The 24,634-nt window shown below is 61.3% G+C and carries 20 protein-coding genes and 1 tRNA gene; 12 read left to right on the top strand and 9 right to left on the bottom strand.

Going from position 1 to position 24,634, the window contains the following annotated elements; translation table 11 throughout:
• Window positions 1-53: 53 nt before the first annotated feature.
• The 9 genes from EN804_RS02420 (at window position 54) to EN804_RS02380 (ending at window position 7,035) form a co-directional block, all read left to right on the top strand.
• On the top strand, window positions 54-1,706 hold the full coding sequence (locus tag EN804_RS02420; RefSeq protein ID WP_135918770.1) for a hypothetical protein: 1,653 nt from the start codon (window positions 54-56) through the stop codon (window positions 1,704-1,706).
• 95 nt (window positions 1,707-1,801) lie between these two features.
• Window positions 1,802-2,284 carry a group II truncated hemoglobin gene (locus tag EN804_RS02415; protein WP_135918637.1) on the top strand — a complete coding sequence of 161 codons (483 nt, stop codon included), beginning with the start codon at window positions 1,802-1,804 and terminating at the stop codon, window positions 2,282-2,284.
• A 29-nt stretch (window positions 2,285-2,313) separates the two neighbouring features.
• Window positions 2,314-2,865 (top strand): putative glycolipid-binding domain-containing protein, encoded by a 552-nt coding sequence (locus EN804_RS02410; RefSeq protein WP_135915619.1) that lies wholly within the window; start codon window positions 2,314-2,316, stop codon window positions 2,863-2,865.
• 77 nt (window positions 2,866-2,942) lie between these two features.
• A tRNA-Trp gene (locus tag EN804_RS02405) sits at window positions 2,943-3,018 on the top strand.
• A 110-nt stretch (window positions 3,019-3,128) separates the two neighbouring features.
• Window positions 3,129-4,343 (top strand): site-specific integrase, encoded by a 1,215-nt coding sequence (locus tag EN804_RS02400; RefSeq protein WP_135918636.1) that lies wholly within the window; start codon window positions 3,129-3,131, stop codon window positions 4,341-4,343.
• Window positions 4,344-4,547: 204 nt separating this feature from the next.
• Window positions 4,548-5,609: a MobA/MobL family protein gene (locus EN804_RS02395; RefSeq protein WP_135918635.1), complete on the top strand. Its 1,062-nt coding sequence runs from the start codon at window positions 4,548-4,550 to the stop codon at window positions 5,607-5,609.
• 84 nt (window positions 5,610-5,693) lie between these two features.
• Window positions 5,694-6,167: a hypothetical protein gene (locus EN804_RS02390; RefSeq protein WP_135918634.1), complete on the top strand. Its 474-nt coding sequence runs from the start codon at window positions 5,694-5,696 to the stop codon at window positions 6,165-6,167.
• Window positions 6,168-6,340: 173 nt separating this feature from the next.
• Window positions 6,341-6,580 (top strand): hypothetical protein, encoded by a 240-nt coding sequence (locus EN804_RS02385; RefSeq protein WP_246693345.1) that lies wholly within the window; start codon window positions 6,341-6,343, stop codon window positions 6,578-6,580.
• Between the two features lie 17 nt (window positions 6,581-6,597).
• The gene (locus EN804_RS02380; RefSeq protein ID WP_135918632.1) at window positions 6,598-7,035 is read left to right on the top strand and encodes a hypothetical protein; all 438 of its coding nucleotides are present in this window, start codon (window positions 6,598-6,600) and stop codon (window positions 7,033-7,035) included.
• A 305-nt stretch (window positions 7,036-7,340) separates the two neighbouring features.
• Here EN804_RS02380 and EN804_RS02375 read toward each other — a convergent pair whose 3' ends face one another.
• From EN804_RS02375 to EN804_RS02360, 4 genes are all read right to left on the bottom strand, one after another.
• Window positions 7,341-9,764, bottom strand: a complete 2,424-nt coding sequence (locus EN804_RS02375) for a M48 family metalloprotease (RefSeq protein ID WP_135918631.1) — start codon at window positions 9,762-9,764, stop codon at window positions 7,341-7,343.
• Complete coding sequence (locus EN804_RS02370) at window positions 9,761-11,479, bottom strand: type IV secretory system conjugative DNA transfer family protein (RefSeq protein ID WP_135918630.1); 1,719 nt, start codon at window positions 11,477-11,479, stop codon at window positions 9,761-9,763. Before EN804_RS02370 ends, EN804_RS02375 begins: the two co-directional genes overlap by 4 nt.
• Window positions 11,480-11,743: 264 nt before the next feature.
• The gene (locus tag EN804_RS02365) at window positions 11,744-12,046 is read right to left on the bottom strand and encodes a hypothetical protein (protein WP_135918629.1); all 303 of its coding nucleotides are present in this window, start codon (window positions 12,044-12,046) and stop codon (window positions 11,744-11,746) included.
• Complete coding sequence (locus tag EN804_RS02360) at window positions 12,046-12,918, bottom strand: phage integrase N-terminal domain-containing protein (protein WP_135918628.1); 873 nt, start codon at window positions 12,916-12,918, stop codon at window positions 12,046-12,048. The genes EN804_RS02365 and EN804_RS02360 overlap by 1 nt, the downstream gene beginning before the upstream one ends.
• Window positions 12,919-13,853: 935 nt before the next feature.
• Between EN804_RS02360 and EN804_RS02355 the strand changes: the two genes are divergently transcribed.
• On the top strand, window positions 13,854-14,081 hold the full coding sequence (locus EN804_RS02355; protein WP_135918627.1) for a hypothetical protein: 228 nt from the start codon (window positions 13,854-13,856) through the stop codon (window positions 14,079-14,081).
• A gap of 215 nt (window positions 14,082-14,296) precedes the next feature.
• On the opposite strand, the gene EN804_RS02350 is transcribed toward EN804_RS02355, so the two are convergent.
• Entirely contained in the window at window positions 14,297-15,214 is a 918-nt protein-coding gene (locus EN804_RS02350; protein ID WP_246693344.1) for a nucleotide-binding protein, read from the bottom strand.
• Window positions 15,215-15,358: 144 nt separating this feature from the next.
• Window positions 15,359-18,058, bottom strand: coding sequence for a hypothetical protein (locus EN804_RS02345; protein ID WP_145972885.1), 2,700 nt, complete (start codon window positions 18,056-18,058; stop codon window positions 15,359-15,361).
• A gap of 220 nt (window positions 18,059-18,278) precedes the next feature.
• On the opposite strand from EN804_RS02345, the gene EN804_RS02340 reads away from it, so the two are divergent.
• A complete protein-coding gene (locus EN804_RS02340; protein WP_135918625.1) occupies window positions 18,279-18,905 on the top strand; it encodes a hypothetical protein in 627 nt (208 codons plus the stop codon).
• Between the two features lie 223 nt (window positions 18,906-19,128).
• Here EN804_RS02340 and EN804_RS02335 read toward each other — a convergent pair whose 3' ends face one another.
• From EN804_RS02335 to EN804_RS02325, 3 genes are all read right to left on the bottom strand, one after another.
• On the bottom strand, window positions 19,129-19,815 hold the full coding sequence (locus EN804_RS02335; RefSeq protein ID WP_135918624.1) for a hypothetical protein: 687 nt from the start codon (window positions 19,813-19,815) through the stop codon (window positions 19,129-19,131).
• Between the two features lie 307 nt (window positions 19,816-20,122).
• On the bottom strand, window positions 20,123-20,581 hold the full coding sequence (locus tag EN804_RS02330; RefSeq protein ID WP_135918623.1) for a MucR family transcriptional regulator: 459 nt from the start codon (window positions 20,579-20,581) through the stop codon (window positions 20,123-20,125).
• A 664-nt stretch (window positions 20,582-21,245) separates the two neighbouring features.
• Window positions 21,246-23,780, bottom strand: a complete 2,535-nt coding sequence (locus EN804_RS02325; RefSeq protein WP_189524428.1) for an EAL domain-containing protein — start codon at window positions 23,778-23,780, stop codon at window positions 21,246-21,248.
• 510 nt (window positions 23,781-24,290) lie between these two features.
• Between EN804_RS02325 and EN804_RS37065 the strand changes: the two genes are divergently transcribed.
• Complete coding sequence (locus tag EN804_RS37065; RefSeq protein ID WP_189524427.1) at window positions 24,291-24,464, top strand: hypothetical protein; 174 nt, start codon at window positions 24,291-24,293, stop codon at window positions 24,462-24,464.
• Window positions 24,465-24,634 lie beyond the last annotated feature (170 nt).

Here is a 24,634-nt window from a genome sequence, read left to right as displayed (position 1 = left end):
CAAGCGCCATGGCTGCAACTAGTATAGGTTGCACCAAGGGAGCTTTGCCAACAGTGGTCTCAAGGCGCCGTTTCGATGGGAAGGCATGGCGGTTGTGGGCACTGGTTTGCCTCGTCGTCGCCATGGTGCTGCCTATTGTGACAGCGCAAGCGGAAGATGGGCCTCCCGAAATCCCGCCGATGCGCTTCGTCGTCGTGCGCAGCAACGCTCCGGGATGCGAACCCAACTGTCCTGAATGGATATCGGCGGACGGCACCATCGCGGCGGACACGCCGTCGCTCCTCAAGCGCACGCTCAAGGCGCTCAAGGGAAGGCAATTGCCGGTGGTCGTCAATTCGCCCGGCGGTAATGTCGATGCGGCGCTGGCCCTGGGCCGGATGATCCGCAAGAACAAGCTCGATATCGCCGTCGGCGTGACGGTTTTTTCCGGTTGCCAGCCGGCAATGGGCGACTGCGAGGACAACAAGGGCAAGGGTGCCGACTATTTCGGGGTGGCCTATGACGACGGAGCCATGTGCAATTCGGCCTGTCCATTGATGTTTTCCGGCGGTGTCCGCCGCGTGGTTGGAGATTACGGCTATCTCGGCGTCCACCAGATCACCACCACGTTCCACCGCGAGAGGCTGCTCTACCGGACCACGTACCGGATCGTGAACGGCAAGAAGAAGATCATCAGCACCAAGGTGGTCAGCCGTAAAAACGCAGGCAGCTACAAAACCTACGAGATGAGCGGGACCGTCGAGAAGACGCTTTCGGTGTACCTGAGGGAAATGGGTATAGGCGATGGCGTGCTGGAAATCATGAAGGCCACGCCGGCGAGCGAGATTCGTCAGATTCCGCTCGACGCCATGTTGACGATGAAGCTGGTCACCAGCCGGGACGCGGTAGATTTGTTGACCACGGCAAGCCTGTGCAGGCTGGACCGGCCGGCCGCGAACTGCCGGGAGGTAGCTGGACCTGCAAACAAGACGACGCCATCGGCCGCGGACAAATCCATGACTGCCGGACCCGTTCAACCGGACACCGCAAAGGCCGGCGGGGACATGCGCTTCATCGTGGTTCGCGGCAGCAACCCGCTGTGCAATCCCGACTGTCCGGAATGGATATCGGCGGAAGGTGCGATAACGAACCAGACGCCGCGGAAACTGCGGCAGTTGGTGGCCACGCTTGGCCATCGGCGGCTGCCTGTCGTCATCAGTTCACGCGGCGGCGACCTGCCCAGCGCTCTCGCAATGGGACGACTTATCCATGAAAGAAAGCTCGACATCGCCGTTGCCCGGACCGATTTCGTCGACTGCGACCCCGGCGCGTGGAATTGCCTGGCCACGGAGGGAGCCTATGCGGGATTGACCATCGATGCCGGGGTGGAGTGTGATTCTGCCTGTGCGCTCATGGTCGCCGGTGGTGCCAGACGGCTTGTTGGGCCCCGGGCGCGGCTCAGCCTGTATCCGATGGGACAGAAGCTGGTGGTCAAGGCGTATCTCAACGAGATGGCGATCGGTCCCGCTCTGTTCGCGGCGATCGAGCGACGCTCGTCCGAGGGGCAACTTGACCCGGACACGATGCTGAAGGCTGGACTGACAACGGGACCGCAATCGGTCGACGCGCTGACCGGCTCCACGGTTTGCAAGGCCATTGCCAAGCCCGACAATTGCCGAGGCCTGCCAGCCGCCAATGCACAGGCTGATGCGCCTGCCAAGCTGTAGAGCACGGCGACGTCGGCAAACTGCCCATCGAGGCAGGTTGAGCCATGCTCGATTTCCGCTATCGTCGCGGCTGCGGGGCCGGCGAAGGATCGAGAATGAGCCAGGACGTTCCGACACTCTACGAATGGGCCGGCGGCAGCGAGGCGCTGAACCGGCTGACGCAAACCTTCTACGACGAGGTGGCAAAGGATCCGGTCGTTGGCCCGGTGTTCAAACACATGTCGCCGGATCACCCGGCCCATGTCGCCGCCTTCATCGGCGAGGTCTTCGGCGGACCGAAAACCTACAGCGAGGAATTCGGCGGCCACCGCGAAATGGTCATGCATCATCTGGGCAAGCATTTGACCGAGGAGCAGCGCCGCCGCTGGATCAATCTTCTCGCCGACGCGGCGGATCAGGTCGGCCTGCCGGACGATCCAGAATTCCGTTCCGCCTTCATGGGCTACGTCGAATGGGGGTCTCGACTGGCCAAGATGAATTCCAATCTCGGCGAGACCTGCGATCCCGAGGCCGAACCGATGCCCGCCTGGGGCTGGGGAGTGCCTGGCGGGCCGTACCGGGTGCCGGACGCAAAATAGCTTCCGCTTGCCAGGGAGGTCGATGATTGATGCCGCAAGATGCCAAGATCGTGCGCTGGCGCGAGTGGGATGGACCCGGCTTCGAACATCTTGTGCTGGGGGAGCAAGCGGGCCGGTTCCTGGCCGATTCAGTCGTCATCTGCTCGGGCGAGACGCCATTTGCGGTCCGCTACCGCATTACCTGCGATGCCGGCTGGCACGCGAAGAGTGTCACGGTCGATATGATCGGCGATGGCCGGACGCTTGTCCTGGCCTCCGATGGCGATGGTCATTGGACCAGGGACGGCCTGCCGATGCCCGAGCTGGCGGGCGTGCTCGAACCCGACCTCACCGTCACGCCCTTTACCAACACGCTGCCGATCCGGCGCCTGGCGCTTTCGGCCGGGCAGAGTGCCGAGATCGCCACGGCCTTCATCGATTTCCCGGCACTCACTGTCGTGCGCAACCCGCAGCGTTACACGTGCCTCGAAGAGGGCAGGCGCTACCTCTATGAATCGCGCGCGAGCGACTTCAGGCGGGAGCTGGAGATCGATGCCGAGGGGCTGGTCGTCGACTATCCCGATTTCTGGCGCAGGGGTTAAGGCATGTTTGCTTGCAAACCACTCTTTACAGAGCGTGCGGAAGCTTTTAGGAAGCGCCTGCGCCGAGGCGCACGTGTACGGGCATAGCTCAGTTGGTAGAGCGGCGGTCTCCAAAACCGCAGGTCGTAGGTTCGAGCCCTGCTGCCCGTGCCATTTTCCAAGGAAAATCAGGCACTTAGAAATCGCCTTGCTAGGCGAGGACGCCGAAAGTAGCCTTACACATCTCTTGCACAAACTTGCACGCACGCAGGGAGTGTCTGGCGGTGGCGGAAAAACACACGATTCTGGAAGGCAAAGTTCACGTCTATCGGCGCAACGACAGCCCGATTTGGCATTGTTCGACGTACCTCAAAGGCAAAAACTGGCGGGTCAGCACCAAGGAAGAAAGCCTCTCCAAGGCCAAGGACTGGGCCGAGGATTGGTATTTCGGCCTCAAGGACAAAGGCCGGCGCGGCGAGCTCCTGTCGGAGAAGACGTTCAAGGACGCAGCCGACCAGTTCATTACGGAGTATGAGGTCCTGACCGAGGGCGAGCGCAATGCCCGCTGGGTCAAGGACCACTACCGGCGCGTTCGCAGCTATCTGGTGCCGTACTTCGGCAAGATGGGCCTATCCACGATCAACGCCGGCACAGTCCAGGAATACCGTGTCTCAAGGATGACGCCGGAGGAGGGCAAGAAGCTGCCCTCCCGCAGCACCTTGCACCACGAGACGGTGACCTTGCGGCTTGTCCTGAAGACCGCCGTGCGACACCGGTGGCTTGCGCATCTGCCGGATATTTCGCAGCCCTACAAGAAATCCGCGAAGGTCGTTCACCGCGCCTGGTTTACGCCAGAGGAATACAAACAGCTGTACCAGGCGACGCGGGCACATGCGCAAAAGGCGCGGGATGCCAGCAAGAAGGCCCAGGAGGGCGAGAAGGCCCATCGCGTCTGGCTGTCCGAGCAGCTTCACGACAAGATCCTGTTCCTGGCCAACACCGGTTTACGGCCGGACGAAGCCAACTGGCTTGAATATCGCGACGTGGAGATCGTGAAAGACAAGGCAACGGGCCAGAAGATCCTCGAAATCCAGGTGCGCGGCAAGCGCGGGGTGGGGTATTGCAAGAGCACGTCGGGCGCGGTTTTTCCCTTTGAGCGGATGGTGGCCCGGAACAAGCCAAAGCCGACCGACAAACTGTTCCCAGTCGATCACAAAAAGCAGTTCAATGGCATCCTTGACAAGATCGGCCTCAAGCTCGACCGCGAGGGCAACCGGCGCACGCTGTACTCACTGCGCCACAGCTACATCAGCTTCCGGCTGCTGGAGGGCGCCGACATCTACCAGGTCGCCAAAAACTGCCGGACGAGCGTCGAGATGATTGAGAAGCACTACGCCGTGCATCTCAAGAACCGGCTCGACGCGGCGGCGATCAACGTTCGGAAGGCCAGGCCGCCCAAAAAGCCGAAGGCCGAGACGCTCGACCTGTTCGAGAATTAAAGCTAGGTGCCGACTTGCGTGGTTGGCGCGAGTTTGCGCCAATGCGTACAGCGCACCTACGCATCGCCCCAACGTGTACGCATTGGGGAAAAGGGGGGCGATGCATGCTCGGTTTTCTGACCGGTTGCGAGACGCAAACCGGAGAAAACCGGCAGGTGCGCTGGGGGACACCCCCCGTCCCCCGTCCGTGCCGTGGAGAGGTTCGTGGCTATCTTTCACCTGAACGTGAAGAACATCAGCCGGAGCGAGGGGCGTTCCGTTGTGGCGGCAGCCGCGTATCGCGCGGGCGAGGTCCTGCCAAATGAGGCGGAAGAGCGCCTGTCGGATTTCGGCGGGCGCCGCGACGTGGTGGCGACCGAGATCCGTCTGCCGGAAGGCGCGCCAGAGTGGATGGGGCAGCGGGCCGCCCTCTGGAACGCCGTGGAGGCCGCAGAGAAGCGCAAGGACGCGCGATTGGCGAAGGAGGTGGAGTTTGCGCTCCCGCTCGAGTTGCCACGCTCCTCGTGGCTAGCTGTGGCCCGGACGATGGCCGACGCCTACACCGCGCAGGGATTTGTAGTGGACTTGGCCATTCATGACGATGGCACCCGCCATAATCCGCACGTGCATATGCTCATGAGCACACGCGTGGTAGGAGAAGGTGGTTTCGGGCTGAAGATCCGCAGCGCTGACGGGAAGCAGTTTGTCACCGAGGCGAGGGCGCTGTGGGAACGAGTTGCGAATGAGGCCTTGAGCAAGGCGGGGCTGGCCATTGCGATTGACGGGCGGAGCTACGCCAAGCGCAGGCAGGGGGAGCATCCTGGTCTTCACCGTGGCCCAAATCGCCAGGAACGGCGCGCCCGCAGGGTTCTCGCCCAACGAGAGAGGGATCAGATGTCACCAAGGGAGCCTGATGAAGACTTACCCGTGCCGGATCCGGACGGTTCGCCTATTCATCCAAGCGAGCTGGAGGTCGCTGAGGACCGAATGCTGGCCGACATGCATGCCCCAGCGCCCGAACTAAACGCGGCACACGCTCAAGGCTGCGCTGAGGCCGCCCAGGCGGCCGTCGATCGGGAGAATACACTGCAGATGACCGAGGACGATGCGGCGGCATACCGCCTCTCGCCCGACAAGTTGCTGGATTGGTTGGAAGACAAGATCCGACCAGAAGACGTCGGCACGCTGGAGCGATGGGAAAACCACCTGGATTGGCTCGATCCCAGCGACCAACACGCTGCCCGACCCCCTGAAACGCGTTCCGAGCCGGAGCGGGATGAGCGATAGGGTGGGCGTCATTTCCGCCCTGATGTCGTTGCCACCAAAGGTTGGACGGGGGTACCTTTTCCAGAAATAGACGGAGGACTAGCCGTGGACAATCAGGAGGCGCTCGCGCAACTGTACGACCAAGCTCGGTCACTGAAACAGGCCATCAGTGATATCGAAACCACAATCACGACCTGGCTGCCTCGCCTGGAGGCCGAGGCCAACGCCAAGCGGATCATATCGTTCCTCAAAGACCGTTACAGCGCGCAACGGGAGCTGATCTACGAACTGGGCACGACAGCAAAGGAAATCCAGGCCTTGGAGCGCAACATGCGTGAACATGATGTGCGTGGTGCAGGTCGCGATAGTATCGACCACGAGAACCCTTTGGGATGGCTTGAATTGGTCGAGCCGGCGGAAGATGGGTCGCCCCAGGATCATCTGGACTGGTTCAGGAAGGATTTGGCAGAGAACCCGCCATCGCCCGACGAGCCTGACCTCGGCGATCAGCCAGGGCAGCGCGAACCTTCCCCTGACGATTTGTTAGCCTGGCTGCCGGGCCGCGGGCGCTTTCTGTGAGTTTTCAGGTACTTCCGACGCCTATAAACCTAGCAGTCCCCTGCTCCTCGACGCAGGTAACACTTGCGGGATTCACAATACCGCCCCATCATCAAGATATGGCCAGGTTACATCAAGGATCGGTATTCGGAATCCCGGAGCTCACGGCCGAACAGCGCGAGAAGACCCGAAAAGTGCTGGAATGGCTCGAAACGGACCTGGTCCGGCGGCGCAAGCGCCTCGCCTATTGGGCGATGCGTAAGCACCAGGCCGAAACGATCCCGGGGATTGACGAGGATCTGCGTGAAGGTGCGTTCTATTTCCACGCCCGCGCTCAACAACTGGTCGAATCCGGGGAGAGGCTGCGCGCCCATCTCATCACCGAATTGCAAGAGCAGCCGGAGCATCTTCCCGCCTACCACTACGAGCACTAACCCCTTCGGAGGTCACCATGAGTGCAGAGGACCAGTTGGCGCGACTTCGCGAACATGCGCAATCGCTGGAACAATCCATCGAGAACATCGACCACGAAATCAATGCTACCATCGGCCACGAAGGCTCAGCCCGGCTTATCGACTATCTGCGGGAGCGTCATAACGTCCAACTCGGCCACATGTATGACTTAGGCAAGGTCGAGCGGCAAATCGAGGATCTGGAAAACCTGCTCCGCGAGCAACGGGAGCGACCCCAAGAGCAGCGCCTTGCGGAGAAGTGGCAGGAGAGCCATCCGGCGCCCCGGGAGGACCACCTCGACTGGTTCAAACAGTCGTTGGCCGAAAACCCGCCGCAGATGCACGAGCTTGAACAGGCTGAGCAGCGTATGGTTCAGGACATGGAGCGCGAGCCTACGACCGAGAACCATTTGGATTGGTTCTCAGGTCGGGGTTAGCACTCATTCTCGGTCTACAAAGACGCCCCCTTAACGGGGTTTGGCGTAGTGAGCGTTCGTTCTCTCGATAAGGCGATCGATATCCGCCGCAGTCACGGCGTTACGCAGAACCTGTTGTCCAATTTGCGAAGCCGTGGAGCTAGCTGGCTTCGCAGTGCCACTTCGGCGTTTTTGAAGTAAGCTTCGATGGTGCCGCCGGCAGGGTCAAAAGTGATTTCAGATGGGTGTTCCTCCGTTGGCCGGTGAGGGCCAACCGCCCTCGCGGGCCAGTGTTGCATAACCGTCCCGCCCCGAGCGGTTCTGCCTCATTCCACGCAAACCTGCCGCGTCACCTCACACGGCCTGTGATTGCGCTGGAAGCACTCGGACAGGGCCATCTCCTCGGCATCCCGGATCTTCGGTTCCAACTGAAGCGCGTAGTGCGATTTTCTGGTCACTGGGATGACACGCGCCACGGCCGCGCAGGTGTTGTGGAAAACCTGTTTCACCACGCATTGGCTCCCGCCGCTGTATTGGCTGCAATCGGCCAGCACCGCATCGGTGGCCGCTTGCTCCGTCGCAAAACTCCGGTCTGTCAGGATGAGAGTGCCATTGGCAGCGGCGGCGAAGGCACCGTAGCCGCCTTGCGGCGCTGACGGCGCCGGGCGAACAGCCGGCAGGGTAGGCGCTTCCTGGCTGACATTCAGTCCATTGGTGAGGCCGGCAATCCGGTCCTGGAAGGCCTGGATTTGCTTGTCGAGGTCGACCCGAGCCATGTCCCGGTCGGCAATCTGCCCCTTCAGCTCCAGGTTCATTTGCCGAAGCTCATCGTTCCTCCGGACCATCTCATCGCGATCGGCGGTCATCGAAGACAATTGCTGAGTGACCGAGGCGACCTGGCGTTGCAGGTCGGCCTGGTCAGCCCCGGTTCCCGGGGTCTTCTGCTGGGCAAGCCGTGCCGTCAGCAACGAGCGGTCGGCGTTAGCCGCGTCGAGTTTCAGGAGCAGATCCTGAACTTGCCGACGGGCCTGGTCACGTTCAGCGAGCGTGCCAGCGAGGTTGCTGTTGCCGGCGGATGTCTGCTGGGCGAGGGCACTGCGGTCGGCTGCGAGGCGGGCTTCCGCGCTCTTCACGGCCTGCTCCCTGGTGTCTAGCTGCCGGAGACGCGTGGTGTATTCGGAAACGCCGAACCACGCTTCCTTTGTCTCGGCCACCCAGTTCCAGGACGACGAGACGGCTTGGCCCGCTGACGCCCTGGCGTCATCGAACCGCCGCTCGAGCCCGTAGAAGCTGACGATAGCCGGGGCTACCAGCGCTAGAAGCAGACAAACTGCGCCGAGGGTCCCGAGCCGCTTCGCGTTGACACTACCGCGGACGGCAATGAAGGCGTTCCGGGTGTTGCGTACGATGCCATCGGCAATTGGACTCAGGCGTACAGAGAGGGCGATCAGGCCAACGCCAGCAAGCGCCTCAGGCGTTGCACCGTGGGTTTGTGGCTCGGCCGCTGCGGCGACCTCTGATGACGCCGTACGGGCCTCCAGCGCCTTCAGGCGTGCCTTGAGTGGCGGGTGAGTGGCGAAGAGATTGCCGAATGCGGTTCCGCGGAACATCAGGTAGCCGTAGTGCTGCTCCTGGGCGGTGGGTTTATCTGCAACGCCATGAACGCGCTTGAGCGCACGTGCCATGGCGTCGGGCGAAGTCAAATGAGCGCCGACCGCGTCGGCGTGGAATTCGCGGTTACGCGAAATGCCCTTGGCGACCAGTTCAGAGGCGACGAACACGGTTTTGCGGACGATCCGGCCGCTTCCCAGGGCAAGCTGGACGTTGCGGCGGGCGTCTGATCGCCTTTTGGAATTGGCAGCGGCTGCAAAGGCGCCAATCACCGTGAGCACGTTGACCGTGTTGACCAGCACGCGCTGGAATCCTTCAGCGAAGTACATCCGCGCCACGTCGTTGTGCAGGATGTGCCCGAGCTCGTGTCCGATAATGGCGTCCAGTTCGTCCTGTTCGTAGTCAAACAGGGGTTTGCCGATGACGACCATGGACGATTTCTGGTTCGACCCCATAGCAAAGGCATTGAGAATGCTGGTGACGCCGACGGCGGGCCTTGGCAAGCTCAGTCTGTCAGCGAGGCCGTGGACGCGCTCTGTCAGCCAGTGACTCTCATCGACGGTTACCACCCCGAAACTGGTCGTGACGTCGCGGGCGGCGCGCCCGATGTAGCGTCCGCCGAACAGGAGGCCCAACACCGACAGGACCAGGCCGACCAGCAACGCCCGATCGGCGAAATACGTCCGCATGAACAGATCGAAGGGCGCCCACTGCCCGTAGGAGAGCATCAGCACAAGCCAGGTGACGGCGCAGCACGAGAGCATCAGAATCGCGCAGAGCAGCAGCGCTGTGGGCCACCAAGATCGATGGCGCGGGGTCAAGTGTTGTTCAGTGTCAGGCAGAGATGCCGAAAAGCCCAGAAAGGCTGCAAAGTCCGGCGCGAACCGCAAGAGCAGCAATCGGGTGAGCCGGATCGCTGCTCGGAATTGGTAGAACAACAGCACGAGGTCCACCGACAGGACGACCCAAGAAAACGCATGCTGTGGCCAGGGAAGCAACGCACGGGCCCAGAACAGAGCGTCTGGAGGATAGGCGTTGATGGCGAGCCATCCGGCGCGCAAGGCCGTCACGAGGACCAATGATTTGATGAGCGGCTGAAGCTGAGTCTCGCGCCCGAATATCCTGCTTGCGAGCGTCATGGCGATACTCCTTCGGCCATGCCGATGCGCGATTTGCAGGTCTCACTTTCCGTGAAAGACACCAGCCTCGTCTTGAAGGGCCGCGCGCCGCGGGCATAATTGATTGCCCAACGCCAGCCGTTCCGCTGCCAACCGGAAAGCAACTCCATAATCTCGTCCGGTGTCATCAGCGGCCGTCCGAGGAACTGGACGGTTTCGTTGCCAGACGTTCCCGTGTTGACTGATGCATCCGCGTACCACCCTCCCAACTGTGAGGACCCGCTATGGCCGCTAGACGAGCTGAGATAGGCGAGTGTTTCATGGCCGAGGTATTTACCGATGAGCTCGCCCGTTATCGGGTCGTCGACGCCGAAAAACTGCTTGACCGAGCAGTTCAGGAACGGTTGCCAGCTATTGCCGGGGTATTGTTCCTGCAGTGACATAACGTCCTGAAGGAAAAACCACAGGCGCACGCCAGTGCTTGCATGGGTGCGGATCGCCGCACGGAATTCCGGAAAAGGCCCGAGGTTGAGAAATTCGTCGAGAATGAAGAGGACCGGAATGTCCGGCAGGCGACGATTGTTCTCCATGGCGTCGAGCGCGCCCTTGAGCAGAATCCGCAACCAGGGCGCATAGGGTTCCATTTTCCCGAAGGGGATGTCGATATAGACCGTGATCGGGCGGTCCTTCAGGTCTTCAAATGAGAAGTCGGATCCGCTCAGACTTTGCTGGATATCGCTGTCGCGCCAAAGGGCGAGCTTGCTTTCCAGCGTCGCTTCCAGGGTTTGCAGTCCGCGATCCCGCGTTTTTTCGAGCACCGCCTTGCCGGCATCTGCCGTAGACGGGAATTCCGTAAACTTCTTCGCGACGTCAAGCAGGTCCCGCCCTTTTCGGGAGGCCAGTTGGCAAACCGTCGCGAGCGTACGCCTATGGGACGGCGCGTTACCGTTCACATACATCATCGCCGCGGTCAGAAACCCGGCAGCATCTTCTTGGAAGAACGACGACGCCTGAGGGTCCCGGGGAAACATCTGTTCCGCGAGCGAACGAGCGTCCGATTGGCTCCGCACCCGCGCCAAGGGGTTGTAGCGATGCCTCATCCAGCCCGACGTCCGATCGAAGGGGGCGATGCGGTAGATTTCGTGGCCAATGGACCTGCGCCATCGCGAGGTCTTCTCGAAATGCTCGCCCTTGGGGTCAAGCACCACGCAGCTTCCCCGATACCGCAACAGGTTCGGCACGATGGACGTCACCGCCTTGCCGGAACGGGTGGGAGCGATGGTCAGCAGATGGCCGTCATCGTCCCAATGGACGAATTGCGTCTCGGGGCTTCCCTCGTCGTCTGAATAGCCTCCGAGCAGGATGGATGAGGGGTTATCAAAAGCGGGCCGGCCGGCAAGGTACAACTTGCCGTTCGGAATGGTCCTCAACTCCTGGGGGCTGGCCCAGCGACCGGACCCATACAGTGGAGGTGGGTTGGCGAGTTGCCTCTCGCGCTCTTCGCGGGCCTCGAGATCGCGCTGGGCTCGCTCGATGATTGGGCCGGGATCGCGGCCGGAGCGAATGGCGGCTTCGACCTGGTCAGCCACTTCGGGCCCGTAGAGCTGTTCGACCTGTTTTCGGGCACTTCTGGCCCGCATATGGCGGCCGAGTTTAAGCCCGTATTGGCTCCACTTGACTCCGTTCGAAATATTTTTGGACAAATCCCCCAAGGGATCGAACTTAAAGTCGCCCATAGCCAAACCCCAGCCCCACTGCAGAGAGTAACAACAGCCAAGCCGAATACAACCGCTACCCGCAAAATTCGTTAAGCTAACCTTGAGTGGCAAACATCAGCTTTCGCACTATTAGCCGGGCCTAAAGGGCCACTTGCGCCGGACCAGCAGAACTGCTGGCCCCATCACCTCCGGAAGCGGAGGCAAAAAACAAAAAAAGGGATGAACATCCCCTTCTCTGCTGCCAAGGGCGAACGCCCTGCTTTTTTGGTTGCACTGACCGAATTACCAGGAAATCTCCAACTCCGGATATTCCGTCACCGTCGCGATACGCAGCGGATCCTGCTCAATGAGGGTCGGGCGCCAGATGTAGTGGAATTGCTCGGAATCGAGCCAGATCTCCAGTTCCTGGGCGGCGGCCGTTTCGGAAAGATCAAACGGCAGGTCCTGCACGACGCGATAGTGGCGATGGCCCTGCGTAGCGGCCTCGTCGATCGCTTTGGCGATTGTTGCGGGCTTGAAGAGTTGGGTTGCGTAGAACTTCCTCGTTTTGAAGGCCATGAGGAAATTGCCTTCCGCGCGCTTCATCAGAAGGCACTCCCCAGGTAGGTGTCGGTGATTTTGAGGCGACCGTGGCCAAGCTCGGCCGAGATCTTGTGGCGGGCCGCGCGGTCGGCGGCGCGTTCGTTGCTGTCCATGTCGGCCCAGCGCTTGCCACCGGCCAGCGGGCAGGGCCGACCGGTCAAGGCGCGGTAGCGCTGCTGGGCATAGGCATGCCGCAGGCCATGGGTGTTGCGCAGTCCCGCCTTGAGGGTCTGGTACTCGAACCGCTTGAGGTGCTCGACATAGGTCATCTGCGCCGGGATTAATGATCCGCGGCCCGGAACAAGGCGCCTGGCTTCCTGGAGCACCTGCTGCTGTTCCAGCGTGGTGATCGGTATGGTCCGTGCGCGGCCGCCCTTGGTCCAACTGGCCTTCAAGGCGATGTGGTCGCCACGGATGGCTTCCTGGGGCTGGAACTTCATTGCTTCCTCGCGCCGCAGGCCGAACGCTGACTGCAGGAGCAGGGAGGTCTGGATATAGGGACACTCGACATCGCCATGCTTGGCGGGGTCGAGGACCTGCGCGCGGTTGCGGGTGACCTCGCCGCGTTCGGCGACGCCGTACGCGGCATTGTCACGGTTGACGACATTAGGCTTGTTGATCTTCTCCGCCCACCAGCGCAGCCAGGTGAGGCGGTTGCGGACACTGGCGTCAGTCGTGTCGCCGTCCAGCCAGCGCTCGACAAGCGCCTCGACATGTTTGGGTTTAAGGGAGCTCGCGGCCGGCAATTTGTAGCCGAGGTCCGCGAGGTCATTGGCCATTGCGGTCAGGCCGCGCCGGCGGTTGTTCTGAGTGCCGTAAGAGCCGTCCCGGTTGCGTTGGCACAGCCGCACCAGGTCCATGGTTAGATCGTCCATCTTGCTCGCTTCTTATTTTTGGCTGAGTGTTGATGGCCGATGCACGTCCGTAGATCGTGACACCCCGCGAAGGTCATTCGCGGCATGGCCGGAATGCGTAGTCTTCCTTACGGTATGAGCCTCCCGAGCCAGCCGGATGGCTGGCCGAAGTGGTTTGCCCTGTTGGGCGTCCGGTCACCGAGAGGTCGAGACCGGAGGTGTGCCCGCCGCGGCGGCGCACGAATGGGTTGAGCAGGCATGGTGTGCTCTCCTTTTGCTTGGGAAATGGTCGGGTGAGATGGTTCAGGCAGTGTTTGCCTGCCGGGATAGTGGACGGCGCCGCCTGCCAATGGCCAGCGCATCGCGTTGGAAATGATTTTCGCGTGCTCAGGCGAAGCGCAGCGTCATTTGCAGGTCATGCAGGAGCGTTTGTGCGAACCCTTTGTCTACCGTGGGTTTGAGGGCGGTCTGTCACTCCCCAATTTATTGGCGAGTGACAGACCGCCGGCCGGCGGGTGTCGGACATCCTATGTCCGACCGGCAACGCCATGGCGTTGCCGAGGGCGCGGTCGGCGGTGCGGCCCGCCGGCTCTGTCGTTTCCGGTTGCGCGGATCGGTCCGCTCCCGAGCGGCCCGGTCCGGAGCGCGGTGCCTATTCGTTGCATCGGGCGAGCTGCTGTGCCGTGATGGGTCCAGAGGTCGCCTTCTCTCGTGACCTCTGCTTTCGCCGGCGGTGATGGCGTCGCCTTCGCTCATTGGCAGGTGTTCGGCCTTTCAAGGCTTTTCCGTTGATTGAACGGCCCGAATGGATGTCCGGTTCTGACCGGCGCGTCCGCCTTGTCCCGTTCCTGCCCGCTCCTTCGCTATCGCTCCCGTGTTGGGGACAAGCCAGCCGTGCCGCCGGTCGATTTGGGAACCGTCCTTCGGGACAGATCAATCAACCAAAGGAAAAGACCATGAAAGACAATCAGAACACCAAGACTGCCAAGACCGAGGCGAAATCCCCGACCTACCACGCCTACACCGTGCGGGACGCCAAGGCCGAAGGCCAGAAAGCCTTCTGGACGCGCATCGGAGCATTCTTCGCCCACGATGACGGCGAGGGTGGGACGCTCGTCCTCGACGCCCTGCCGCTCGACGGACGGATCGTCCTTCGCGCTCCCAAAGTCGAAGACGACGAATAGGATGCGGACATGCAGCTCTTGACCCAAGACCTGCGCGATCAACTGCTGGCGAATGGTCGCCAGCAGTTGTCCGTCCGCGGCACACGGCATGAAATCGACCTTGTTCCTTCGTATAACCGTTTACGCCCCTGTACGCCACTTGTAGTGGCGGCCTGCGGGGCACACCTGCGGCGATATGGTATGCTTCACGGCAGGGGTTGGTGACGGGACAGCGCTCACGAAACCGCCTTGCTCCAATCAATGGAGAACCCGGCCGCCGCGAGCTCTTTTGCTAGTTTCAGGCGCCAGGCGCCATAGTCGTCGAGTACCTCCCACACCCAGCCTTGAATGTCCGACGGAAGCTCGACATCGCCCTTCTTCAGAGCCAACACATGTTCGCGGCCGAGGCGACCAACGAAATAGCCCCATTCGAATATGACGTTCTGGCGAGCCCTTGGGCTCGCAATAGATCCCGTCTTCGCGCCCTCATCGTCCGGCGTGAGCAACACCACAGCGTAGCCGACGTCGCTGTTCGCTTCGAACTTCTCGATGATCGTACCACCCCGGTTTGCTTGCTCATGGAGCACAATCGCCTCAAACCCGAGACGCTCCAAATGCCTGGCTACGGCTTCCCGTGCTGCATCGTCATGGCCGTGAACGACGAAGACCTTGCGTGGTCGGTCGGGCTTCAAAGCGGTGTGGGAGGGCTGGGGATTGTCGCGTTCGCTTGTCACGGGTCGACGATCGACGACTTCGTTTTCGCTAATCGTGACAACTTCCTCACCGAACTCCGTCACATCGTTTAGTCGTCCATCCTGGGCTGACGCCGCCTTGAACGCCGATCGCTCCTTTTCGCCGATGTTGGCCGTGGCGCCACTGCGGTAGATTTCGCCTGCCCGGGTAACAATAGCCGATTGCAATGACATGCCATCCGGGGTTCTGGCGTCAGGATTCTTCAGGGCGTAGGTTGCGAGTGACGTCGCCCGGGCCATTAGTCCAGATCCTGTGCCCGCGTCTGTGTCCTGGAGATCGAATTCGAGACGCATAGCCTCAAAGCCTGAGTGACCCTCGACTTTGAGCATATTGGCTGCGGCAATGACCGTCGCTCTCGATGGGAACGGCGGAATGCGTTTGATCTGTAATTCCTCTCCCATATAGTCCTCCGGAGTCTCTGAGCGCGAAGCGTTAACAGCTGCAGGTCGATCCGCCAACGGTCGGTACCGGTGCGGCCGTCGATTTGGACGCCCGATCCCCAGAGGACGGTTATTCAGAAAATACCGAAGGACGCTAAGGCATTCCTAGGGACGGCAGTAGTAGGGTCGACCATTGACCATCTTCATGGTGCCGTAGGCGCCAGGACCGCAAGTGGCCGGAGGGCCGTCGGCCAGTTGCAGGATTGTGGCGGAGACGGTGCCGGAGACTTCCAGCGGGGTGGTTGGGGTTGCGGTGCCGACGCCCACATTACCGGTGGCTGCCAGAATCCGCATCCGTTCAACCGAACCGTTGGTGACGAAGGCTACATCGGTAGAAGCTGAGCGGGCACCTATAGCCACTCTGCCCGTGTACCAGGTTAACAGGCCAGCATTTTGATTACTGGCGGTGCGAACATCCTGTCCCCAGTAAGTGACGCCATCGCCCCTGACGCCAAACCTGCTGGCCAATTGGATGGGAAATTCCGGGGTAGTGACGCTGACAGCGAGATTGTTAGTGACGTAGGCGTTGGAGGCACTCACCGTGCCGGTGGTGGAGATACCTGAAGCTACGAGGCCGAGAGTGGGGTGCAGGTAGGCTGCGCCTGCTGTCCCACCGAGGGTGAAGCTTACGGTGCCGCCGTTCTGGTTAGCAATTGCTGCGGCGGTGGTGCTGCTAGTGATGCGGTCGCAGGTGGCGCCGGAGAGATTGGTGAGACGAGAGCCGTCGCCCTCAAAATAGGTTGCGGTGACGATGCCGGTGGCCTTCAGGCCTGCCCCGACGTAGACCCCGGCGGTGGAGACCTCCACCACGTTGCCATCACCGAGGACGACTTGATTGGACTTGTTGGGCTGGGCATTGAAGCCGACGCCGGTGACGTTGCTGTAAGTATTGGATACGCCGCCGGTGTAGACGGCATAGGCGCCAAGGGCGGTGACGTTGCTGGCGATGTTATTCCGCCCCGCGAGATAACCCAAGGCGGCGGTATTGAGGCCGGTATTGTATTGGCCTGCGTAGGATCCGATTACGGTGGAGTTAGAGCCTGTATTATACTTCCCGGTCGCCACGCCCATTGCGACCAGGGCGTAGCCGGAGTTCAGCTGTCCAGCTTCCTCACCCACAGCCGTCACGTAAGCGGACGTATTATCCTTGCCGGCGAAATAGCCGACGCCCGTAAGGTGGGTCATGGTGTTGTTCTGCCCGGCAAAGCCACCGACCAAGGTGGAATAATCCCCGCTGTTAAGCTGCCCTGCGGCATAGCCGAAGGCGGAGAGATAGAGGCCGGTATTGGTCTGGCCTGCCAGGTACCCCCCCGCCGTTATGCTGTTGCCCGTATTGTTCTGGGCGGCATAGGTACCCATTGCGGTGACATTGGTGCCGCTGTTGTTCTGGGCGGCGTAGGCACCCGTAGCTGCAGTGTTGGCGCCAGCATTGCTATAGCCGGCGTAGGTTCCTACCAGCGAGGCCGTGCTGCCGGTATTCTGGTAGCCGGCGCCATAGCCGAGTGCCGTTACATTGACAGCGTTGTTAAGGCGTGCCGCCGAGGCGCCCAAAGCCGTGACGCCGGTGCCGGAGCTGCTGAGGCCGGCACCGCTGCCCACGACCACGACGTTGGTGCCGGTGACGATATCGAGCAGGCCGCGAACGGAGAGATTGCCGTTGGGGCTGAGGGTGGCGACAGAGGTGCCGGAGGTAAGGCGGTCGGTGACCGTGCTGATGCCGGTGAGGCCGGAACCGTTGCCGACGAAGTTGGTGGCGGAGACGGTACCGGAGACTTCAAGAGCGGTGGTTGGGGTTGCGGTGCCGATACCGACTTGCCCAGTGCCGAGGATGCGCATTAGCTCGGTCCCGCCGGCCATGAAGTAATGGTTACGGGCACTGTTGTAACTGCTGTAGTAAAGGTTTCCGCTGGAGCCGTTAAGGCTGGAGTAGAGGCCGGTTATGTCGCTCAGACGGATAATGGGGGATGAACCCATAATGTTGAGCGACGTGCTGGGGGTTGCCGTGCCGATGCCGACATTGCTGCTGAAGTACCCGCTGGTGCCGGAGATGCCACCGGTGGTGCTGACGCCTTTGCCGACGTAAACGCCGGCTGTGCTCACTTCGACAACGTTGGCGTTTCCCAAAACCACCTGGTTGGACTTGTCGGCCGTATAAACGGCATAGCCCAACAGGGTGACGTTGCTGTAGGTGTTGGACGTGCCAGCCCAGCCCCCGACGGCGGTGACGTTGTTGCCGGTATTGGTCTGTGCGGCGGCATGGCCAACCGCTGTGAGTGCGGTGCCGCTATTATACTGCCCGGCGTAATCGCCAACTCCCACGACGTTGGAGCCAGCATTGCCGTACCCAGCCGACTTTCCCACCAATGTAACAGCGCTGCCGGTATTGGTCATTCCGGCGTTGCTGCCCACGGCGACGACGTTGGTGCCAGAATTGGTTAACCCGGCGTTGTTGCCGATCGCGACCACATTGGTGCCGGTGACGATTTCAAGCCTCCCGGCCACCGTCAGAGCACCGGTCGGATCGATAACCGCCGAGCTTGTGCCGCTTACAATGCGATCGTTTGTGACTGTGAGGCCGGTGAGGCCAGATCCGTCCCCCACGAACGTGCCCGTGATGGTCGAGCCGCTTACAATCGGCGCGTTGGATGGACAGCCAATGTCGCCCCGCGAGGCTTCTCCATAGCAAAGCCGATTGCCGGTGATGCCCATGGTGGTGGAGACGTTGACGACTGCTCCCCAGTCCTGCGCCCACGCTGGCCCTGCCACCAGCATGGCGGGGATCAAGAGGCGGAAAGCGAGGCGCATAAGTCAATGTACCGCAACCTTAACCGGTTGGCGTCGCTCCTGACGCCAAATGGGGCAACCCTCGTTGCGGGTTCGCCACTTCGTGATTGTCCAGACCGGTTGGCGTCGGCGCAAGCCGGGCGCAACTGTCCGTATTCGCCTTTGTTATTGCGTGTGAGCGGCGACAACATATTTCACAGACCCGTTGCCCGAATCCAGGGTGCGCTGATATGAAAAGCGCATGGATGAATTCATCAAACAGCTTCAGCCCGTGTGGCCGCTTGTGATGCAGGCTACGTGGGGATTCGCAGTCCTAACTGCCGCCGTATTCGCGACGGGATGGGGCGTTGGCCGATTCATATTTGGTGAGCGCATTGAGACGTTGAAGGCTCGTATCGAAGATAGGAATGAGAGGATTGCAGAGTACGAGCGGAAGCTTGGCGGCGCGTCTCCAGACGAAGCGCAGCAAAAGATTGAGGCCCTGGAACGTCGCCTGCAGGCCTTGGAGCCTAGGAGCCTTACCCCGGATCAGATCGAGAAGATGGGCGGAATCTTGGCAAAACATCCGGGAATTGTCAGTATTGTTAAAGAGATGGGGAGCCCGGTATCCCGCATTCATACTCAAGTGGAAAAGCTTTTTAGAGCGAACGGATGGGAGGTCATGTCAGGCGCAGCCTTTGGCGTCACCAAAGCTGACAATGGTATCCTCATTACGACCCGCTCTGGCGATCAATCGACCGAACAAGCACAAATTGTGATGAATGCCTTCGCTACTGCCGGATTAGCTTTTGAACGGAGGCGCCAACCCGTTGCGCCGCCCAATGCCATGAATACGCCCGAGCTGGAAATACTGTTTACTGATTTCTGATGCTGTGCCCACGGAGAGAGCCAGATTCATTTCTTCTGAGCTTAGAGTCTGGTGGTTTATATTGGGAGAGCGGGCGGCTTTGCTACCTTCCTAAGTGCCGCATTCAATGGCTCTTCGGGACCGACTGTGCCAATCTTGCGTGCTAACTCGCGGAAGTCGCGTAATATGGCCAGACAGCGCACGTAAATGCCGCCCCTTGAGGCGGCATTTGGCAGAACCAACGTTAGTTGATGGTGTTGGCAGCGTAGCAGAGGATTACGGAGTTGGCCGTAGGCTGCGCGGAGGGGATGGTGGTTGCGCCGCCGCTGGTGGCGTTCAAGCAGGCGGTGGTGCCGTAGATCACTCGGCCCTTGGTGGCATCAACGCTTCCATCAATGGCTTTGTCGGCTTCCTTGGCATCGGCCAGTGGCATATCGGCAAACTGGACGACCAGACGCTGGTCGGGACCGGCGGTAGCCATGGTGTTGACCTGTTGCGTAATGGTGCTGGTGGTGGACGAGCCGCTGCCGAAGTTGTGGTAGACCACGGCGGAGGTGCCAGTACCGCTGGTGCGGAAGCCGGGGAGGATGTTGCGCAGGTTGGACTGGTCGATGGTGCTGGCCCAACTGGCGGCGGGGATGGTCTGGTTAACCAGCACCGCCATGTTGGTGGTCGGCGTGCCGGCGCTGGACAGCGCGTTTTGCGGCCACAGGCGTTGGCCGGAGTAGAACTGGCCATTGGCGTCTTCAACCTGCTTGAGCTGGGCACCGGCCTTGGTACCGCTCGAGCGGTTGAGCAATTGCCAACCGACCGTGATGATCACGAGGGTGATAAGAATAGCGATGATGGCGACGATCAGAATGGTTTGGTCGATCGTATAGCCCTTGTTGGAGGTAAGACGGTTGAATAGGCGATTGAAAGTAAGTTGCATTCCCAGGGGGTCCTTTGCTGATTGTTGGTCTTGAGACCTATGGTACCCCGCTCCAGATGTTCTGACAGGCAAAGGAGAAATTTCTGACAGCGCTGTGTGTGATTTGTGCACTGAACCAGAGGGTTGCGCTGCCCGACGGCAAAACCGCCGCAGCGGATTTCGGTCCGACGGGAGCGTCCAATGCCGTCGTTGCGACCTCGTGGATAGCGGCCAAGCCGGGGCGCGGTTATTGTCGCGCCGCAACGAAGGGGCCGCGAGGGTTGGAGGCTGACGCCATCCCCGGAAATTGGATCCTCAATCCGAAAGCTCAACTTTCGAGCGAGGGGGGCGATTCACCCTGTGGCCTGGCGGGCGGCTTGCGACCGAAGCCAGCGGATTTGGCAACGAGGGACCGCTGAGCAGCATAGTTGGGTGCCACCATAGGATAATCCGGGTCGAGTCCCCACTTGGCCCGATACTCCTCCGGCGTCATGCCGAAATGGGCCCTGAGGTGCCGCTTAAGAGACTTGAGCTTTTTCCCGTCCTCCAAGCAGACGATATAATCGGGGAACACTGACCGCTTCCGGTTGACGGCCGGGACCAGCTCAGGTTCTCGGAGCGCAGGCGGTTGCAAAATGCTCCTCAGCGCCGAACTGACACTTGCGATTAAGTCAGGAACGGCGGCGGCGGGGATCGCGTTGCTCCTGACAAACGCCGCGACGATGGTGGACGTCACAGCCGGCACGTCCACCGTTGCGGGTTCGGTTTTGTCATCATCCATAGACATGCTCTTCGCCTTTCGCTGGCCCTCGTATCCGGAATACTGGCAGCACCCTTCTGAGGTGCGTTAGCTGAATCGTCACGTTGGTGCTCGCCAGAAACAGCCGCAGGTTGTCGCTTCCGCATTGGCGCGGATGTCTGTCAGGATATATGCGCTTTGCTTGCCGCGCTTCGTATGTGCCCTGCCATCATCTCCAGGCTGCCGCGGTCAGCCTGCGCCGTCCGATTAATCTCCGTAGGTTCTGCAACTTTCCGGATGGTCCCACCAGAGTCGGCGGCTTAGATCCTCCTGCCTCGATCCGGCCGGCAGGGCGCCAGCCGTAGCCGACTCCTACGGGACTTTCCTCGGAGGAAGGTGTCGTCTTTTCAGCGGGAGATATTTTTGGCCGATCGGGGCCTACGGCGGTCTCGGACGCCGAGGGTGTGACCGCGCCCATCAACGAGACCATCGACGGCAGCGTCTTCGAGCGCTGACGAAACGACGGATCTTACCGCCAGACCTCTCAGCGTGGACCCTCCAGGGTTGGCCAGTCCGTTTCCGCCAGTGATCCGGTCAGAATTGTCCTGTAGTCGCCGGCGGCACGGGTGCACTATGCACGCCGCTTGGAAACCAGAAGGGTAAGACCTTCTCTGAGCCCAGCCGCGACCCAACGCCCAGGTGGACGATCCCGTTACGCGAGACGCGATGTCTCTTCGAAATACGCGCCGATGATGGCGGCTACGCTCTCGCTGGCAACCGGCGGACTGAACAGGAAACCCTGCAACTCGCCGCATTTCTCGGCACGCAGTGTCTCCAACTGTCCGACCGTCTCCACACCTTCGGCCGTAGTATCGATGCCGAGGCTGGCGCCGAGGCCGATCACGGCACGGACAATGGCGAGCGACTCTGGGCATCGGCCGATCTCGCGGACGAACGATCGGTCGATTTTGAGACGGTTGAACGGAAACTGCCTGAGATAGCTCAGGCTGGAATAGCCGGTGCCAAAATCGTCGAGTGCAATGCGCACGCCCATCGAGCGAAGCTGCTTGAGGATGGCGAGGTTGGTGCTGCTTGCCGACAGCAGCACCGACTCGGTGATCTCGATCTCCAACTGGTGCGGCTCCAGCCCGCTTCCGGCCAGGGCCAGTCCGACCGTTCCGACGAGGTCCCCTTTGCGGAACTGCACCGGCGAGACGTTGACGGACAGCACCAGCTCTCGCGGCCAGGTTGCCGCCTCCCGGCATGCCACCGCAAGCGCCCAGCGGCCGAGCTCATCGAGCTTGCCGGTTTCCTCCGCGATCGGAATGAAATCCGCGGGCGACACCATGCCCCGGCGCGGATTGTGCCAGCGCAGCAGGGCCTCGAACCCGCGCAGCTTACCGGTTTGCGTCCGGATGATGGGCTGGTAATGCAACTCGAATTCGCGGTCGATTTCGGCGCCGCGCAACTCTATCTCTAGCGCACGCCGCTCGCGCTGGCGCATGTCCATCCCAGCCTCGAACCAGCGGAAGGTACCCTTGTCCGATTGCTTCGCGCGGTACAGGGCGAGATCGGCGCATTTCAGCAGGCTGTCGATGTCAGCGGCGTCGTCTGGGACCAGCGCTGCGCCGATACTCGCGCCGATCACGATCTCGGCGCCGTCGACCTTTCGAATAGCGGTGAGATCGCGGATGACGCGCTGGCCGAGCTCCTCAATGTCGGAGCGGCATTCGACGGCCGGCACCAGGATCGCAAATTCGTCGCCGCCGAGCCTGGCCACCACGTCGGTTTTGCGCACCAGTTCTTTCAGCCGGGCGGTCACCTCTATGAGGAGTGCGTCTCCTGCCGCGTGTCCGAGAGTGTCGTTGACTGTCTTGAAATTGTCGAGGTCGATCAGCACCACGCCGAACCGCCGTCCGTCCTGCTTGAGGCTGACCACCGCCCGCTCCAGCTCGCGCGTGAAAACCGTTCGATTAGCCAGTCCCGTCAATGGATCATGATGAGCGAGGAAAGTGATATGGGCTTCGGCGCGCTTGCGCTCCGTAATATCCACGATTGTCGATAGTATTGCCACCTGATGGTCTACGAGGGTTTCGCTGGTGTACTCGATCACATCGAGTTCGCGACCGTCGGCGGTGCGGTGCCGAAGCACCATCTCGCGACCGTCGCTTTCGCGGGTGGTGCCATCCACGCGGATTTCGGCCAGGCTGCGGTCGAGGAAGTTGCTGCGGCTGTAGCCGTAAAGACGCAGCGCCGCTTCATTGACGTTGAGAAAGTTTCCGGTCGACTGGCTGCGCACGAACATCGGAACCGGATTGTCGTCGAAAAGAGAGCGGAAGAGGGTCTCGCGCGCCTTCAGGTCGCGAATGTCGGTGAGAGTGACCACCAGCACGCCGCCGGCGATGTCGACACCCACCTTGAGAGCGATCCTCTGCTGTCCCAGCCAATAGGCGAGCTCGAAGCTCGATAGGCGCCCCCCTGAACCCGCGCGCAGCAGTTCCTGGGGCACCTCTGGTATGCCGACCTGGGTCAGCGCGTCCGATAGCAGGGTGCACTGGAGGCTTTCGACGGTCGCTCCGAAGAAGCCCGCCGCGGCCTCGTTGATGCTCAGTATGCAGAAGTCAGAAATTGCGCCATGCCCACAATCGACCGGGCTCAGCCCCATAACGCCTTCCTGAGTGGAGTTGATGAGCAGACTGGCAAGCTCGAACTGGCTGGCGCGCGGCCGAAGGAACAGAAGGAAGTATTCGCCCGGCCAGCGGCACGACAACGGCAGCGCGACGATCTCGATGGTGGAGACCTTGCCGTCAACGACCCAGTGGCAAACCTTGAGCCGGGGCTCGCCTGCCGAGGAGGCGTTGTCGAGGGCGGAGGCGATTGCCAGATTGAAGGCATAGGGCAGCTCATCGAGGCTGCGCGCGGACTCCGCAAAACCCACGATGGCGCGGAAGCGCCGGCCGCACCGCAAAAGGAAGGGCGGCTCGTCGCCCAAACGACGGACCACAGCGATCTCTTCTGAGAAGCGGCCAATGCTGCCTAGCGCAATTTCCTCGTAGGGCGGGAGGCGACCTGTGCCGCAGGCGGATTGCCAGCGGCGCAGGATGAGCCGCACGTCGTCGGACTCCGTTTGGGCCGCTACGCTATGCCCTCCTGTAGCGTCGACCGTGTCGGGGCCGGTCTGCTCAAGCCCCACCATCGGGTGTGCACCCACCTTCTGCAAAAAAACGTCTCTGAGTGCCGCAATCATCCTCGCATCTCGCCGGTTCTGCCGCGGGTCCAATCGGGTCGAAGGCGAAAACCTCGACCGGTCAACAAGCAATCTGAGGAGCGTAGCTCCGGTTGGCCGGAGCATCCGGCATCTTGGCGAGCCCGCAGATCCGACGGTCTGCCGCGGTGCGGCCGCGCGCCTTGTCTGATCCTGCGCCCCACTCGACGCGGAACCTAGGGGTTGGACCCTTAACGTTCGACTAAATAAAGCGTCATGATCCTGTTAAATCACGAGCTGCGCAGAGGCTTTGGTCCGTCGGCCGAGGCTCACGGAAAGGCGGCATCCAGGGCAAATCGAGGACGCGGCATGAAGAAGCTGTTGATCATCGCAGCAGTGAGGATGACGCTGAGCTCCGCCCGGGCTGAGCCGGAAACAACCAGATGCGACAGAAACTCTGACGGTGACGCCGAAAAGTTTGTGGGGCAGAAGAAACGCGTCTTTTGCCCTTGGCCGGGGCAACGGTAGGAAGTCTAAACGATTGGCACCGAATTGCTCGATATCGACAATGTGCAGCCTTGGGAATACGTCCCCATCCTCAATCGCTGCGCCGGCGGCGTTGGATCAGTTGTTGGAGACGATTGCTGGTTCCTCGTCGATGTGACGGTAACCGAGAGCTATGGCCATATCACGCTGAACGCTAAGCGCTTCTTGCCCCTGCAGTGATCTCTCTGGCCAAAATGGCACGGCGAGGGCGGCGGGATCGGGACGATTGCTAGGGGTGCGAAGGGCGCCTCTTCAAGGGCGCCCTTCGCATCGGCCGGCATGCTGGGTCATGGGGGGCGAAGACCTAACTACCGCCGATCTGTTTTCTGTATCCCATTAGCCATCTCAGG

Source organism: Mesorhizobium sp. M8A.F.Ca.ET.161.01.1.1, from assembly GCF_004792105.1.
Lineage (GTDB): Bacteria > Pseudomonadota > Alphaproteobacteria > Rhizobiales > Rhizobiaceae > Mesorhizobium.
This window is presented reverse-complemented; position numbering and strand designations above follow the sequence as displayed.

Excerpts from the sequence above, each read along its gene's own strand:
- EN804_RS02415 (WP_135918637.1), top strand. The coding sequence starts at position 1,802 with ATGAGCCAGGACGTTCCGACACTCTACGAATGGGCCGGCGGCAGCGAG.
- EN804_RS02410 (WP_135915619.1), top strand. The coding sequence starts at position 2,314 with ATGCCGCAAGATGCCAAGATCGTGCGCTGGCGCGAGTGGGATGGACCC.
- EN804_RS02380 (WP_135918632.1), top strand. The coding sequence starts at position 6,598 with ATGAGTGCAGAGGACCAGTTGGCGCGACTTCGCGAACATGCGCAATCG.
- EN804_RS02375 (WP_135918631.1), bottom strand. The coding sequence starts at position 9,764 with ATGACGCTCGCAAGCAGGATATTCGGGCGCGAGACTCAGCTTCAGCCG.
- EN804_RS02370 (WP_135918630.1), bottom strand. The coding sequence starts at position 11,479 with ATGGGCGACTTTAAGTTCGATCCCTTGGGGGATTTGTCCAAAAATATT.
- EN804_RS02365 (WP_135918629.1), bottom strand. The coding sequence starts at position 12,046 with ATGAAGCGCGCGGAAGGCAATTTCCTCATGGCCTTCAAAACGAGGAAG.
- EN804_RS02360 (WP_135918628.1), bottom strand. The coding sequence starts at position 12,918 with ATGGACGATCTAACCATGGACCTGGTGCGGCTGTGCCAACGCAACCGG.
- EN804_RS02355 (WP_135918627.1), top strand. The coding sequence starts at position 13,854 with ATGAAAGACAATCAGAACACCAAGACTGCCAAGACCGAGGCGAAATCC.
- EN804_RS02350 (WP_246693344.1), bottom strand. The coding sequence starts at position 15,214 with ATGGGAGAGGAATTACAGATCAAACGCATTCCGCCGTTCCCATCGAGA.
- EN804_RS02345 (WP_145972885.1), bottom strand. The coding sequence starts at position 18,058 with ATGCGCCTCGCTTTCCGCCTCTTGATCCCCGCCATGCTGGTGGCAGGG.
- EN804_RS02340 (WP_135918625.1), top strand. The coding sequence starts at position 18,279 with ATGGATGAATTCATCAAACAGCTTCAGCCCGTGTGGCCGCTTGTGATG.
- EN804_RS02335 (WP_135918624.1), bottom strand. The coding sequence starts at position 19,815 with ATGCAACTTACTTTCAATCGCCTATTCAACCGTCTTACCTCCAACAAG.
- EN804_RS02330 (WP_135918623.1), bottom strand. The coding sequence starts at position 20,581 with ATGTCTATGGATGATGACAAAACCGAACCCGCAACGGTGGACGTGCCG.
- EN804_RS02325 (WP_189524428.1), bottom strand. The coding sequence starts at position 23,780 with ATGATTGCGGCACTCAGAGACGTTTTTTTGCAGAAGGTGGGTGCACAC.